Annotated in this window: 13 protein-coding genes; all 13 read right to left on the reverse strand. The window is 49.1% G+C overall.

What is annotated here, in order from left to right; genetic code table 11:
• Positions 1–13 precede the first annotated feature (13 nt).
• Positions 14–877, reverse strand: coding sequence for an ABC transporter permease (locus KTH90_RS10675; protein WP_158352390.1), 864 nt, complete (start codon positions 875–877; stop codon positions 14–16).
• Between the two features lies 1 nt (position 878).
• Positions 879–2,090, reverse strand: a complete 1,212-nt coding sequence (locus tag KTH90_RS10680) for an ABC transporter ATP-binding protein (RefSeq protein ID WP_158352391.1) — start codon at positions 2,088–2,090, stop codon at positions 879–881.
• 256 nt (positions 2,091–2,346) lie between these two features.
• Positions 2,347–3,351 carry a PD-(D/E)XK nuclease family transposase gene (locus KTH90_RS10685; RefSeq protein ID WP_158352392.1) on the reverse strand — a complete coding sequence of 335 codons (1,005 nt, stop codon included), beginning with the start codon at positions 3,349–3,351 and terminating at the stop codon, positions 2,347–2,349.
• Positions 3,352–3,699: 348 nt separating this feature from the next.
• The gene (spoIIR, locus tag KTH90_RS10690) at positions 3,700–4,323 is read right to left on the reverse strand and encodes a stage II sporulation protein R (protein ID WP_238726777.1); all 624 of its coding nucleotides are present in this window, start codon (positions 4,321–4,323) and stop codon (positions 3,700–3,702) included.
• Between the two features lie 225 nt (positions 4,324–4,548).
• Entirely contained in the window at positions 4,549–5,619 is a 1,071-nt protein-coding gene (locus KTH90_RS10695) for a Ger(x)C family spore germination protein (RefSeq protein WP_158352394.1), read from the reverse strand.
• The gene (locus KTH90_RS10700; protein ID WP_158352395.1) at positions 5,616–6,716 is read right to left on the reverse strand and encodes a GerAB/ArcD/ProY family transporter; all 1,101 of its coding nucleotides are present in this window, start codon (positions 6,714–6,716) and stop codon (positions 5,616–5,618) included. Before KTH90_RS10700 ends, KTH90_RS10695 begins: the two co-directional genes overlap by 4 nt.
• Positions 6,717–6,724: 8 nt before the next feature.
• A complete protein-coding gene (locus KTH90_RS10705) occupies positions 6,725–8,242 on the reverse strand; it encodes a spore germination protein (protein ID WP_158352396.1) in 1,518 nt (505 codons plus the stop codon).
• A 142-nt stretch (positions 8,243–8,384) separates the two neighbouring features.
• The gene (locus KTH90_RS10710; RefSeq protein ID WP_158352397.1) at positions 8,385–9,053 is read right to left on the reverse strand and encodes a GntR family transcriptional regulator; all 669 of its coding nucleotides are present in this window, start codon (positions 9,051–9,053) and stop codon (positions 8,385–8,387) included.
• Between the two features lie 3 nt (positions 9,054–9,056).
• Positions 9,057–9,929: a 4-(cytidine 5'-diphospho)-2-C-methyl-D-erythritol kinase gene (ispE, locus tag KTH90_RS10715; protein ID WP_158352398.1), complete on the reverse strand. Its 873-nt coding sequence runs from the start codon at positions 9,927–9,929 to the stop codon at positions 9,057–9,059.
• A gap of 265 nt (positions 9,930–10,194) precedes the next feature.
• Entirely contained in the window at positions 10,195–10,962 is a 768-nt protein-coding gene (locus KTH90_RS10720) for an SDR family NAD(P)-dependent oxidoreductase (RefSeq protein ID WP_158352399.1), read from the reverse strand.
• 17 nt (positions 10,963–10,979) lie between these two features.
• Positions 10,980–11,756 (reverse strand): SDR family NAD(P)-dependent oxidoreductase, encoded by a 777-nt coding sequence (locus tag KTH90_RS10725; protein ID WP_158352400.1) that lies wholly within the window; start codon positions 11,754–11,756, stop codon positions 10,980–10,982.
• 27 nt (positions 11,757–11,783) lie between these two features.
• Positions 11,784–12,809 carry a Gfo/Idh/MocA family protein gene (locus KTH90_RS10730; RefSeq protein ID WP_158352401.1) on the reverse strand — a complete coding sequence of 342 codons (1,026 nt, stop codon included), beginning with the start codon at positions 12,807–12,809 and terminating at the stop codon, positions 11,784–11,786.
• Between the two features lie 51 nt (positions 12,810–12,860).
• Positions 12,861–13,961 (reverse strand): autoinducer 2 ABC transporter substrate-binding protein, encoded by a 1,101-nt coding sequence (locus KTH90_RS10735; protein ID WP_238726778.1) that lies wholly within the window; start codon positions 13,959–13,961, stop codon positions 12,861–12,863.
• Positions 13,962–14,079: the final 118 nt, after the last annotated feature.

The raw sequence follows: 14,079 nt of genomic DNA on the forward strand, positions 1-14,079 counted from the left end.
CTCGTCCTCCCTCCTAGCTCCAGCGTCTTTTTTCAATGGACTGATATGTCAGGAAGCAGAACAATCCGATCACGGACAGATAATAAAGTACCGCGCCCAGATCCAGTGTTCCATTGACAAAGGTATTAAAACGGGACATGATATCCAGCGAATTCAGTACCTTGTTGATTGCTCCAGCCAGCCAGGCGGATTTCAACACGTAAACAGCGATCAGCACTCCTTCGCCTGCCAGTCCCACCACCACCGGTACCACTACGTTTTTCGTCATTCCATAGATCATGAATACCAGGGCAATGATCAGGACCGTAAAGGCGATCAGTGAAGTTTTCGCAGTGTCAGACACCATACCGCTGATCCCGCCCATCAGAAAACTCAGGAAGAGTACGCCAAAGCTTACAACAGCCGCGATAATCTGGCTTTCCGTAATGGATGAGATGAACATTCCAACTGCAATGGCCGCTGCATAGAGAAGAAGGAATCCAAAGATTACCGAGTAAGAACTCAGAAACGGTACTTTTCCAAACAAGGCCAGTGCCAGCGGATAAAAGCAGATAATCACGACTGGGAACAGGATGACCGATACCATAGCCAAAAATTTGCCCATTACGATCTTTCCGATGGACACAGGCGCAGTCAGCAGAAGCTGATCTGTCTTGCTGCGCTGTTCTTCTGCCAGGGAGCGCATTGTGAGGATCGGAACCACAATCAGAAGCGTAATGCTGGCTCCTGACAGCGCATAACCGATAAATGGAGAAAGCGAAAGCAGATTATATGCATAAAAGTAGATTCCTACCGCCACCAGCGTCAATGCCGCCACAATATAGCCGATCATAGAGGTATAATAGGATTTTAGTTCTTTCTTGTAAATTGCCGACATCTTATTTCTCTACCTCCTGTTTCTGTTCGGATTCAACGCCACCTGACTCGTTTTTATTGTCTTCCCGGGTTTCGTCACCTTCCCCGATTTCGTTGTCTTCCCGGGTTTTATTACCCTGCGCCTCATCGGATACGTTCTCCATAGTTCCGGACTGGGATCCTGTTCCTGTATACTCGTTCAGGCTGACTTCCCGTTCCACTTCCTCCGCGATCGTCAGCTCCTCTTTTTTCTTCCGCCGTCTGAAAAGGGAACGCTTTTCTTTTTCCTCTTCCGCCTTTGGCCGTTCCGCGGTCAATTCAAGGAATACATCCTCCAGCGACATATTCGACTGCTTCATTTCAAGAATCGGACATCTCTCACCGGCGAACTCATAAGACAGATCTTCCCGCAGATCAACCTTCTCGTTCGACTTGATGGTTACTGCGACGCAGTCCGGTGTGTTGGAGGAATGGATTTCGAATTCCCGGACCTGCTTCATTCTCTTTAAAATCTGCTCTACTTTCTCTTTCGTCCCTTTGACCGTCAATTCCAGCACATTGGAACCCAGAACCAGCTTGCTTAGATTATCCGGGGTGTCGCTGGCCACCAGCTCCCCGCGGGAAATGATCATAACATAATCACAGACTGCGCTGACCTCGGAGAGAATATGGGAACTTAAAATTACCGTGTGATGTTTTCCCAGATCTTTGATCAGATCCCGGATCTCGATAATCTGTTTGGGGTCAAGCCCTACGGTTGGTTCATCCAGTATAATAACGGGCGGATAGCCGATCAGTGCCTGCGCCAAACCCACACGCTGACGATATCCTTTGGAAAGATTGCGGATCAACCGGTCTTTTACATCCAGTATTTTAGTCCTTCCCATGATTTCACGGATCATATCCTGGCGTTTTTCCTTTTCCACCCCTTTTAGCTCCGCACAAAAATTCAGGTACTCCAGGGGCGTCATATCCATATACAGAGGTGGCTGCTCCGGCAGATAGCCGATGCACTTTTTTGCTTCCTCAGGTTCCTCAAAAATATCACGGCCGTTGATCAGAACCTGGCCTTCGCTGGGCGCCAGGTAGCCGGTGATAATATTCATCGTTGTGGATTTACCCGCGCCGTTTGGCCCCAGGAAGCCGTAGATCTGGCCCTCTTCCACCTCGAAGCTCAGATCGTTTACCGCCGTGTGGCCGCCGTATCTCTTCACTAGGTTTTTAACTTCTATCAAGCTGTTCCCTCCTTAGACTTACGTGTCATAAATCTGCTTCATTATAAACCACCTTTGTGTTCATTTTGTGAAAATAGTAAGAAAATTCTGGTAAGTTTGAGCGGTGGATCTGACTGTGAGATTTTCATGCCTGCATTCGTGGTATTTGTCTGCATCCCTGCCGGTGTCCTATGAAATGAAAAACTGCCGCACCGGATTTCAAAACCATAGTGCGGCAGTTTTCTTCTTATACACCCAGACAATCTTTTTTGAGACTCTACCAGTAATTACGGACTGCCTCTTTGGCCTCATCCGGGGTTAATAAGAATTCCCTATTGATTTCCAGAATCGTCTCTTCCTGTGATTTATCCAATTTCCTGCACAGTGAAACAAATGCCCTTATTCCTTTCTGGATTCCCTTCTGCATACCTTCCTGCATTCCTTCTTTTCTGGCCTGACACAGCTCAGAAAAACGGATATCGGCTTCATACTTCTCTGTCAGCATCGACATCAGCTCCTTCTTATTCTTCGCCATTATGCGAAGTTCTTCTCGGATTTCCTGATACATATTTCCATTGGGCGTATCACCCTTTACACTGAACCGATCCCCATTCACATCCGCCATAAATGCCAGAAAGCAGCCCAACTCCTCCAGTTCCGGCGGACATCTTTGCTCCAGTACCTGTTTTAAACATTTATCCAGCTCAATATATACCACCCTGGACAGATCAGCCAGCTGCACCCCTGTGTCTGTTACGTTTTTCCGATAATGGATAAATCTGGGATTATTCTGGAACTGGCCTGGACTCTCTTTCATAAATACTACTGCGTACGTCATCGGGATATCCAGAAAATTCATCTCTGATTTCTTATGCTCCTTTTCCACCGAATATTGCAGCATAATCAGGTCTGATACATATACATCCATTCTCTCAGTAATAAATTCCTGGGCTTTCCTCTGCATCTCCATATCGAAGATACCATCATCCGACATTCGGGCCAATTGATCCAATATCGTATTTTTTGAATAAATAGATACTTTCGGGGGCGCGGCATTCAAGGATCCCAGTACAATCCGTTCCTGATGAAAAATCAATTGAAAGATCTTCGTCACCCGGTCCGGGTGGAGATCCGGGTGAAAGGCCTTTTTAAATGGCAGATCATAGTATAGCTCCGGCAGCCTCTTCCCAGCCTCTATCTGGTCGAATTCCTCCCGGATCCTCTGCGGCATTACAGCCTTAAGGGCCTCGTAATTCTCTGAAATTGTCCGTGTTTTCTTCATTCATTTTCCTCCTTTAAGTATAGTAAAATTACTGGAAATTGGCAATAGCGAACGCTATGCGGTTAAGAAATAAAACTCTGATAAGATAAAGAAAGCAGCAGTATAAGCTGCTGAATATTAATTTATGATAACATAAAAACCAGACTTTGTATATAAATTTAAATTTTTAGATTCCATGATGATTGGAATGGAATTTATCGCAACTTAGGGAGCCAGGAAATCTAAAATATCATATACATCCCAGATTAACTTTGAATTAGAAAATAATTATATATACTGAAAAGCAGCCTCCATCATGATTAAACTAAATGATTGCGGCTGCTTTTAATATCCCTATATGAAATAATTTTATTTATTTAGAAATGTCAGATATTTAAACCGTACCCTAACCTCCGGTTCGCCTGTGACAGATTCATACTCCTGCTCAGTCAGGACATTCTTCAACATCTGCTTTTCTTCCTCCGGTACGACCGCATGGGTAGCATCTACAAAGCATAGATTCGGATAGAGGACACACCACCAGTTTTTCCCCTGGGCTTTTCCGATTTCCACACGCAGTGCTTCATAATTTCCTTCCGGGAATGTACAGTCTCCGTATGTCTTGATGGGAAAATAGGCCTGTTCCAGTTTGGCCGTTACAGGATATTGGTATCCTTCTGCCTGGATGATGGTTTCGGCCAGTAACTCAATATCATTCAGATGGGCCTGAATCATTTTGCGGGTCTGATTGATGTCATCTGCATCGGCCAGAATCGTCTGCATATAGCCGATGATTTCACTTTTTACTTTTAATTTAAGGGCCTGATCCTGTTCAGTATCACTGTTGGCAATGACGTGAAAGCGGATGATCTGACCGGCGATCCCCTGCTGGATCTGCTGCGCTCCTTCTGTTTTTTCAGCGGTCAGAAACGCAACGGTGAAACCCAGAAAAAGAGATAAGATAACTACGAATATATTATTTTTTAGTTTCATTATGTAAACCTCCCGATGGAAATATAATTGTTTCATGTTCTATCAGGAGAATTGCCCTATCGGTTGTTTTCTATACAGATATTTTATGATTTTTTTATCCCCGTAAGCACTCAGTGTCTGTTTTTTTTAGCTATGAGCACTTAGCGGCCGTTTTTTGGCCGCTTACGTGCGATGCATGAAAAATAGTCAGCGAGGCTTTTTCGAGCGGTTCCGGCACCGGGTTCCTTATTCAAACTTCAGCGAAACTGTAGGAAGCAAGCGGATCGCCTGTTCATATTCCTGCTGCCGGTCCCGATAATCCAGCGCGATCTTACGGCTTCTGCTGCCCACGATCCGGTAGCTGTCCAGCAAATCCACCTGGTATTCCTGCTGCCACAGGCCATAGATCTCTCGAATCCTGTTTTCCATCTGCTTTATAGCGGATTGCTCGATCTGTCCTACCGTATCATGACTGTTTGTATCACCGATGACGACTCTCGCTTTTCCGCTTAGCTTCAGTTTATACACTACCTGCGTGTCTTCCTGGTCAAAGACGGATTCTATGCGGTTGTTCCGCACTTCGATCATATTTCCTTCCTGGGTCTGAAAGCTGAAGGGAGCCTTCACCCCCCGTGCAAAAAAAATCATGTCGCTTTCCCCCACACTGAGTTCTCCGATATAGGCGAGACGGGAGCAGATTCCGTAGGCGGCCACCGCGATCTGTTTCCCGTCCACATCCACTACCGGGATCATGAGGACACGGTCCTGATTGTGCCAGTGATTCAGTAAATCCTGCAGGGTGACGGCCTTTTCCTCCGTCAGATAGTCTCCGTTTTCGTACATATTGTTCAGAAAACCGCCGGCATCGTCATGCCCGGCTACGATCTTCGTGGCTGTTTCATCTCCCAGAAATATTTTCGTGCTCCGGGCGAATGCCTCCTGTTTCTCAAAATACTCCAGCAGTTCCAGCAGTTGCTTGGTATCAGAAAAAATCTCCCGGTTCAGTACGATGGCTTTCAAATGCGAATAATCCAGGTGTTTATCCGAACGAAGATCATATATTTTCTCCGCTTCATACAGGCTGGCCGCGGTTATCCCGGTTTCCGGCAGGTCGCCGGAGGTCTTGTCGGAAGAGTCCCCGGAATCACTGCCTTTGTCTGAAGTTTTGGGAAATCCATAGGTCACATACAGACCTTCCCGGGTATGATCCACTCCCAGGGCCAGCACAAAAGCTTTGTCTTCCAGCTCATCTTTTCTGCCACATCCCGTCAGCATCAGTATCATTCCCATGCAGAGGATAACGCCGATCCGTCTCATCTCTTCGCCCCCTTTCGTCTGCCCTGAATCCACTCCAAAAAAAGCAGAAGCAGAGGAATGGCAATGGCTGCCGGCATCCCAATGTAATTCATATAACTCATATAGGTCTGATAGATAGACTGATAGTTATCAGCCCAGCTGGCCAGCAGCAAAATGACTGCCGCGAACGGGATCAGGTAAATATGCATTTTTTCATTCCCGATGAGCTGCCGGGTAACCAGACTGCTATAGAAAATACAGGAATTTACAAATGTAAAAATACTCACGAGCCATATCACTATCAGTATGGTATCAAATCGGCCCAGCACATTCAGGGGTGTCCGCACGATGGTCATCAGGGAAATGATCGGCCAGTTCTTGGCATATGTGCCGCCCACGCCGAAGGCGCTGACTACCAGCAGGATGAATACCAGGTTAAACAGTCCCACGATCACCGCTCCATGCATGGTGGTCCTGTATATCCTGGCATCCCGCTTCATAAATGGAATGATGAACAGCATCATACCGAGAATGCTGAAAAATATCAAAACACCGTATCCTCCCGCCAACACCTTTGGAACCGTGCTGACAAAAATCGGGGCCAGGTTATCGAAGTCCAGATCCTTGGCCGTAAACAGCAGCATTATAATGACCGGCCCCAGAACCAGCCAGTACAAAATCTCCGTCATTCTGGCCCTGCCCTCCATACCGCCGGCGGCCGCATATACCGCCAGCACCAGCAGCACGATCATGATAATCTGTACGGATGTATCCGGCAGAAGCACCTGCCGGACCACTTCCCCTAACAGCCTGGCCGCGAAGGCCCCGGAAAATAAGAGCTGTACCAGATAAAACGCGCCGATGATATCCATGCCGATCAGCCCGCAGCGCTTTCTGGCATACTGCATATACTCCCCGTCGATCTTACGCCCCAGCTGGCATAGCAGCAAAACATAGAGGGTTACGAAAACCAATCCTGCCGCCATGGCTACCACACCGTCACGGCCGGCCGCCCCAACCGTGATTCCCGGGATTACCAGCCCGGTAATCCCGATAAGCTCCATCACCATCATTCTTTTTAATTGCCGGAGCGAGATCCGGCGGTTATTAGAAAACATCTGCTTACTCACTCCTTATCCCCGTGCTTTCCCCGGAACCGGACCCGGGCATCCCTCCGTGCAAATATAGGCCGTCTGATCATACGGAATACCGGCGCACGCACGATCGAATCCCGTTCATCGTGATAAGAATTCATATCCGACGCGACAAACGGCATCAGATAAGGGATTCCAAAGCTTTTCAGCTGGGATAAATGAATCAGTATCGCCAGCAATCCCGCCATCCATCCGTAGATTCCAAGCCAGGCGCTCATGAAGATCAGGAAGAATTTCAACAGCCGGAACGCAGTTGAGAATTCTTCATTGGGAATGGAAAAGGAGCACAGGGCGGTAAGCGCCACCACGATCACTACGATAGGACTGACCAGGTTGGCGGTGACCGCCGCCTGGCCGATAATCAGACCTCCCACGATACCAATGGTGTTGCCGATCGCTCCCGGCAGTCGGACTCCCGCTTCCCGGAGCAGCTCAAACGCCAGTTCCATCAGCAGGATTTCCACAACCCCCGGGAACGGTACCCCGCTCCTGGCTTCTGCAAAGGACAGGATCAGTTCCGTGGGCAGGATCTGTGTATGGAAACCGGTAACTGCCAGATAAAGGCCCGGAAGGCCCATAGCCAGAACCGCTGCCACATACCTGAGAACACGGATAAATGATACGATTTCAAACCGGTTATAATAATCATCGCTGGCCTGAAAAAAGCTGTTATAGTTGGTAGGCAGGATCAATGCCACCGGGGAATTATCGGAGATCAGCACCACCCTTCCCTCCAAAACAGCCATGGCCGCCCGGTCTGGGCGTTCCGTCGTCTGGAACTGCGGAAACGGGGACCGCCAGTTCTCTTCGGTCAGCTGCTCGATCACACCGCTGTCCAGTACCCCGTCTATTTCAAATTCCGACAGACGCGCCGTTATATTTTCCAGAAGGCTTGGATAAACCAGGTCATCCATATAGACCAGCGCCACCATGGTATTCGACCTTTGTCCAATGGGCTGTTCTTTTACCTTTAGCCTCGGATCCCGGATCCGCTTCCGGATCAGGGCCGTATTCACCTTTTCCGCCTCCGCGAAGCCTTCCTTGGATCCCCGCAGCACTTTTTCCGACTCCGCCTTCGGCACACCCATATTGGGGTACCCCTTGCTGCTGATCTTGATGGCTTTGTCATAACCGTCGATAAACATGATCGCATTGCCGGCCATCAGCGCGGCAACTGTCGTCTCCATGGTTGGCAGTTCTTTTACATCGGAGATTCCAAGGCCATTGCACCGGATATATTCATAGATTTCATCTCTGGTCATGTCCCACATCCGGTTGATCAGCTTGCCGATCACCGAATCCTGCAGCATCATATTACTGACTGCTACCTCCACATAGGCTACGAAGCAGTCTACCTTCTGATCCCGGCCAAGCCGCATAGGCCTGCGAATCACATCGTCACAGTCCTGAAACAGGCGGTTAAAAAGCTCCAGATTTTTTTGCAGGTCTTTTGATAAATTCTGTTCCTGTTCCTTTTGGTTCTGTCCCATCAGCTTTCCCCCTTTCCTGCCCCATTGCAGTCAAATTTTTTGAGTAAATTTGGGAATACTATCTATTTTTGGAAAGAAAAAAGGATAAGACAAGTCTTATCCTCATTTACTGGTATCTTATGTAATTTCTGAAATATTATTCCTAATCCTTCAGCGACTTCTCAATCGCCTTTTTCTGGTTGTCGATATGAACGATAATAGCGTCACGTACTTTTTCCTGATTGCCGGCCTTTAACGCGGAGATAATCTTTTCATGTTCTTTTACCAGTTTTGCATGTCGTTTATAATCCTTCAAATACTCCATACGGTAACGGTACATCTGTTCCCTGATATTGTTCAATATCTGATTCAGACGGGCATTGCCGGTGGCCTGATAGATGATGTCATGAAAATGCATATCCGCGTCCGCGATCATGGTCAGGTCTCCGGTATCGATAATCTTCTCAAACTCAGACGAGGCCTCTTTTAATTTTGCCAGCTCTTCCTTCGTAATCCGCTCACAGGCTTTACTGCCCGCCAGCTCTTCCAGAGCCCGCCGCACTTCCAGCACATCCTGCAGATCGGTTTCCGTGATGCTGGCCACTTCCGCCCCTTTTCTGGGAATCATCACCACCAGGCCTTCCAGCTCCAGCTTACGGATCGCTTCCCTCACCGGCGTGCGGCTGACCCCCAGCCGGTCTGCCAGCTGTATTTCCATCAGACGTTCCCCGGGCTTTAGCTCTCCTTTCAGGATCGCCTGGCGCAGCGTGTTAAATACCACATCCCGCAGCGGAAGATATTCATTCATCGTTACTTTCAAAAAATCGTCCATCGTCTACCTCCTCGTGTTAAATACGCCTGTCAGATAAACCTGTTTTGCCAACGGCCCGTTCTTTAACTTCTGATAAGCGGCTCTTGCTCTCCCCGGATCATCAAACAGTCCGAACACGGTGGGACCGCTTCCGCTCATCATGGCGTTCAGCGCCTGATACTCCATCATCACTTTTTTGATCTGTGCTATCACCGGATATTCCGGAACCGTTACCGCTTCCAACACATTCCCCAGGTTCCCCGCCACCGTATCCAGATCCTGCTTTCGAATTCCTTCCAGTATCCGGTCAATATTCGGATGTTTTTCGATCGGTTTGGAATCCAGCCGCTGATAGACGAACTTTGTCGATACGCTGACTCCCGGCTTCGCAATCAGCACCTGGCACTCCGGCATGGGAGGCAGGGCGGTCAGCTCTTCTCCGATTCCTTCCGCCAGGGCCGTCCCCCTCATCACGCAATAAGGAACATCCGCTCCGATCCTGACTCCCCGCTTCATCAGCTGCTCTTTCGACAGCCCAAGCCGGAACATCTGGTTCATCCCAAACAGCACACTGGCCGCGTCGGTGCTTCCTCCCGCCATCCCCGCCGATACCGGTATGTGCTTCTCCAGCCGGATCTCAACACCGGTCCCAATCGCAAACTCATCCATCAACATCCGTGCCGCCTTATACACCAGATTATTTTCGTTGGTCGGCAGATAATACAAATTCGTCTTCACCGTTATCCCCGGCTTGTCTTTCTTCACCAGCGCGATCCGGTCAAACAGACGCACGGTCTGCATAATCATACGAACTTCATGATAACCGTCCGGACGGATACCCAGCACATCCAATCCCAGATTAATTTTACCCATTGCTTTTAATTCGATCCGCTTCATGTTTTCCTCCATACGCGCGTTTTCCCGCACATATTGGTATACCATTCTTTACTTTTGTATTATGTATACAAGATATTATAATCAAGTTCCAATAAAAAAGCAACCTCCCTGGATGGAAATTGCTGGTAAATTGGTAAAATCAATTTTCGCTTTCGAGACTCTCCGCCTGCGATTGGGCGGTTGATCCATCTAGATAGACAGGAAAGGACCCGGGACATACCTGCGCCGGATAACGCGTTTGTCCCGGGTCCTGCGAATCCCGATGTCAGGATACCGTGATCCCTCCGTCTGCAACCAGAACAGCCCCATTCATATAGCTGCCTTCCTCGCTGGCCAGGAACAGAGCGATATTGGCGATATCCTGGGCCGTTCCCCAGCGTCTGAGCGGGGTACCCTCGTTCAAAAAATGCTGTTCGTCAAAGGTGGATTTATTCAGATCGCTTTCATAGATCATGGGCGTATGAATCGCCGCCGGCGCGATACAGTTGGTTCTTATCTTTTCAGGCCCGAACTCTACCGCCATGGATCTTGTCAGGGAGATCGTGGCCCCCTTGGAAGCGCTGTAGGAATCACAGCCTGGTATACCGATCAGTCCGCAGCTGGATGAGGTGTTGATAATGGAACCGCCTCCCCGTTTGCGCAATAATGGCAGTGAAGCTTTGGAACAATACATCATACCGAACAGGTTAATCCGGATGATTTTCTCAAAAATATCCACATCCAGTTTGTCGATCGTGTTATCCAGTTCTCCCCAGAATACCGAGGCATTATTATAAAGGACGTCGATTCCTCCGTATTGCTTATCGATCTGGGCAAATACCGACTGGACCGCATTCCAGTCTGAGATATCCAATCCGTAAAATACGGCCTGTCCTCCCGCGGACAGAATCTCCTGTTCCGCCTCCCGGCCCGCCTTTTCATCCTTTTCCAGAAGCAGGACCACCGCCCCTTCTCTGGCAAATGTCTGTGCCGCCGCTTTTCCAATTCCGCTTCCGGCTCCGGTCACAGCGGTTATTTTGTTTTTCAGCCGCATATTAACGTACTCCTCCTCTACCAAACCGTATAGCCTCCGTCCGTTACCAGCGTGGCTCCGGTCATATAATCCGACGCTTCGGAGGCCAGAAATACGGCGATATCGCCGATATCATCCGGTTTCCCCCAGGTCTTAAGCGGGATCTGCTCCAGGGAATCCTGATAAAATTCAGGATGTTCCTTCACATATTCCTTATTGATATCCGTCATATAATAGCCCGGACAGATCGCATTTACCGTGATGTGGTGTTCTGCCCATACCCCCGCCATCATCCGTGTCAGGCATTCGATTCCGGCCTTTGACACATCATAGGCGCCGATTACCGGATTACGCATTGCCACTTTACCGGTCATGGAAGCCAAGTTGATCACTTTACCCGCTTTTTGTCCGATCATGATTTTCCCGACGTGTTTCATCATCAAAAAGGTTCCCGTCAGGTTTGTTCCCAGTATCGCATTCCACTCTTCCAGGCTTTCCTCCACAAGAGGTTTGTCACTCCTGCCCACAGCGGCGTTGTTGACCAGTATATCCAGGTGCCCTGCCGTCTGCATTACATAACTGCAGGCCTCGGCCACACTCTGTTCATTGGTGATATCCAGGGCACAGGTATAGGTCCGGCTTCCGGTCTCCTGGCTGATCTTTTGGGCCGTTTTCTCCAGTCTTTCCCGGTTTCTCGCCATCAGAAAGACTTCCGCCCCCGCTTGGGACAGGGACCGGGCAAAGGATTCCCCCAGCCCCTGCCCCGCTCCTGTCACTACAGCCACTTTTCCCTTTAGATCAAATTTACTTTTCATCTGATTTTCCTTAGATCCCTGGATCTATCAGTATTTCACTACGACGGGTTCTCTCGTCTTAGCGGATTCCATCACAGCCAGCAGCGCCAGGGAAGTGTTGGCTGCGTCCTCTTTCGTTACCAGGAATTCTTTGCCGTCCAGAATGCGGTCTACGAAGGAGCGTATGCTCTCATAGGCGAACCCTTTTACCTTACCGTCTACCTTATTGCGGACAATGATATCCGGGGTCACCACTTTCTTATCCGTTACCGCCTGGATCATGTTATGGCTGGAACAATCGATATTTACCATGCCTTCCGTTCCCAATACGGTAAACTTGATATCGTTAATACAGGTATTGGCGTTGGGAGTAATCCAGCCGCTCTCCATCTGCGCGATGGCTCCGCTCTTGAATTCCAGGGTAGTCAGATACATATCCGGTACATCCACGCCCAGGTCTTTTAACACACCCTCCCGGGATACGGAATAGACACGCTCCACTTCAGAGTTCATCAGGAATCTTAAGGTATCCAGGCAATGGCTGCCCAGGAACCAGAGGATCGAGGACTGTGCGGACCAGGAAAGCATATCCGTAGCCACCCATTTGATGTCATTCAGCCTTCCGTAGGCACTGTAAGGGGTGCCTAAATCTCCCGCCTCGATCAGCTGTTTTGCCGTATTGACCGTAGGGTTCCAGCGGTTATGCAGATCCACCATCACCCGTACTTTGTTTTTGTCAAAAGCGTCCATCATACGATAAACATCGTCCCGGGTGGTCGCCAGCGGTTTTTCGATCAGCAGATCCTTTTTCGCCTCCGCACAGGCGATCGCGATATCCGCGTGCAGGAAATCCGGCGTCACGATGGCAATCGCGTCGCAACTGGATTTTGCCGCCATCTCTCTGTAGTCCGTATACACTTCTTCCACACCGAATTTCGCCGCCAAAGCCTCTGCCCTGGAGCGGTCCTTATCGCAGATCGCCACCGTCCTGGCAAATGGATGTTCATTATAGATACTGGCATGTGTCTCGCCCCAGATACCGGCTCCCACAATCCCCATTCTCAATTCGTTCATATTTTCCTCCTTCTGTACGTTTTTTCCGCACATATAAATTAGCCAATTAAATCAGAAATCGTAGTCATGTACATTCTCTTTTGTAAAGATAATGCTGGGGATGTATCCCACGGTGCCGTTATCCTCCACAATCAGTTTGCCGCCGTACTCACCATAGTCCTCATTATTCTGAGGGAGTTTCCCGGTATCCATATAATTCACAGCTGCCGCTACCGCGTCGTATCCCATAACGCCGGGATCCCAAAGGGTAAGTTCCGGAATCACGCCCGCATCAATATATTCTGAGCACTGAGAAGGCATTCCGATACCGATGGACATGATCTGACCTGTCTTATTGGCGGATTGAATTGCCATGGCTGCTGCCGGAGGATTTACAGAGGATACGCCTGCTACTGCTTTTAAGTCGGGATAAGTCTGAATCAGGTTTTCCACCTGGGAAACGCATTTTTCAAAATTGTCATCACATGCTTCTGTCGCCACTACCTCAATATCCGGATACTTGCTCAGCACACCCTTGATCGCATCCAGCCGGCGGTTCAATGTCTCAGATCCCAGCCCGCCTGTCAGCAGCGCCACCTGTCCTTTTTCTTCCACCAGTTTGACCAGGCTCTCGCCGATAGCCGCGCCGCTCTCTTCCGAATTACCGGCGGTCACGCAGAATAATCTGTCGCTGTCCGGCGAGTCGATGTCAAAGGTAAACACGGCGACACCGGCCTCCATCGCTTTGTTGATTGTAGGTATAATAGCGGTGCTGTCCGCTGTGGATACAAGGATCGCGTCCGCGCCCTGTGTAATCAGGTCTTCGATAAATGTAATCTCCTGGTTCACATCCTCTGAGGACGGCCCGGTGTAGGAGATAATCTCCGCGTTGTAATCTTTCGCCGCTTTTTTAGCTCCTTCTGCGGCATAATCAAAATAGGGTGCTCCCATCTGTTTTACTACGATACCGATCTTATAGGGTTCCCGGTCGGCTGCGCTTTTCTGCGCATCATCGGAAGCTTTCGGTTCTTCAGAAGAGGTATCTTTGTCCTCTGCAGCCGGGGTTGCCGCAGGCTGTGCAGCCGGTTCTTCCGCTTTGCTGCCGCATCCTGTAATCATCATAATCAGTGTTAATACCAGGGCCATCATCGTAACTAACTTTGTTCTTTTCATTAAATTTCCTCCATTCTGTGCGTTTTTCAGCACATATAGGTATGGGTGAACATTATTTTGTTCAACCGTTCCTCCTTTAATCCTTATGATTGGTTGTGAACGAGTGACGATCCAAGCT

The sequence above is a fragment of the Diplocloster modestus genome (genome assembly GCF_019042245.1).
Classification (GTDB): domain Bacteria; phylum Bacillota; class Clostridia; order Lachnospirales; family Lachnospiraceae; genus Diplocloster; species Diplocloster modestus.

Coding starts and splice junctions, on each gene's coding strand:
- KTH90_RS10675 (WP_158352390.1), bottom strand. CDS start 877: ATGTCGGCAATTTACAAGAAAGAACTAAAATCCTATTATACCTCTATG.
- KTH90_RS10685 (WP_158352392.1), bottom strand. CDS start 3,351: ATGAAGAAAACACGGACAATTTCAGAGAATTACGAGGCCCTTAAGGCT.
- spoIIR (WP_238726777.1), bottom strand. CDS start 4,323: ATGAAACTAAAAAATAATATATTCGTAGTTATCTTATCTCTTTTTCTG.
- KTH90_RS10695 (WP_158352394.1), bottom strand. CDS start 5,619: ATGAGACGGATCGGCGTTATCCTCTGCATGGGAATGATACTGATGCTG.
- KTH90_RS10700 (WP_158352395.1), bottom strand. CDS start 6,716: ATGTTTTCTAATAACCGCCGGATCTCGCTCCGGCAATTAAAAAGAATG.
- KTH90_RS10705 (WP_158352396.1), bottom strand. CDS start 8,242: ATGGGACAGAACCAAAAGGAACAGGAACAGAATTTATCAAAAGACCTG.
- KTH90_RS10710 (WP_158352397.1), bottom strand. CDS start 9,053: ATGGACGATTTTTTGAAAGTAACGATGAATGAATATCTTCCGCTGCGG.
- ispE (WP_158352398.1), bottom strand. CDS start 9,929: ATGAAGCGGATCGAATTAAAAGCAATGGGTAAAATTAATCTGGGATTG.
- KTH90_RS10720 (WP_158352399.1), bottom strand. CDS start 10,962: ATGCGGCTGAAAAACAAAATAACCGCTGTGACCGGAGCCGGAAGCGGA.
- KTH90_RS10725 (WP_158352400.1), bottom strand. CDS start 11,756: ATGAAAAGTAAATTTGATCTAAAGGGAAAAGTGGCTGTAGTGACAGGA.
- KTH90_RS10730 (WP_158352401.1), bottom strand. CDS start 12,809: ATGAACGAATTGAGAATGGGGATTGTGGGAGCCGGTATCTGGGGCGAG.
- KTH90_RS10735 (WP_238726778.1), bottom strand. CDS start 13,961: ATGAAAAGAACAAAGTTAGTTACGATGATGGCCCTGGTATTAACACTG.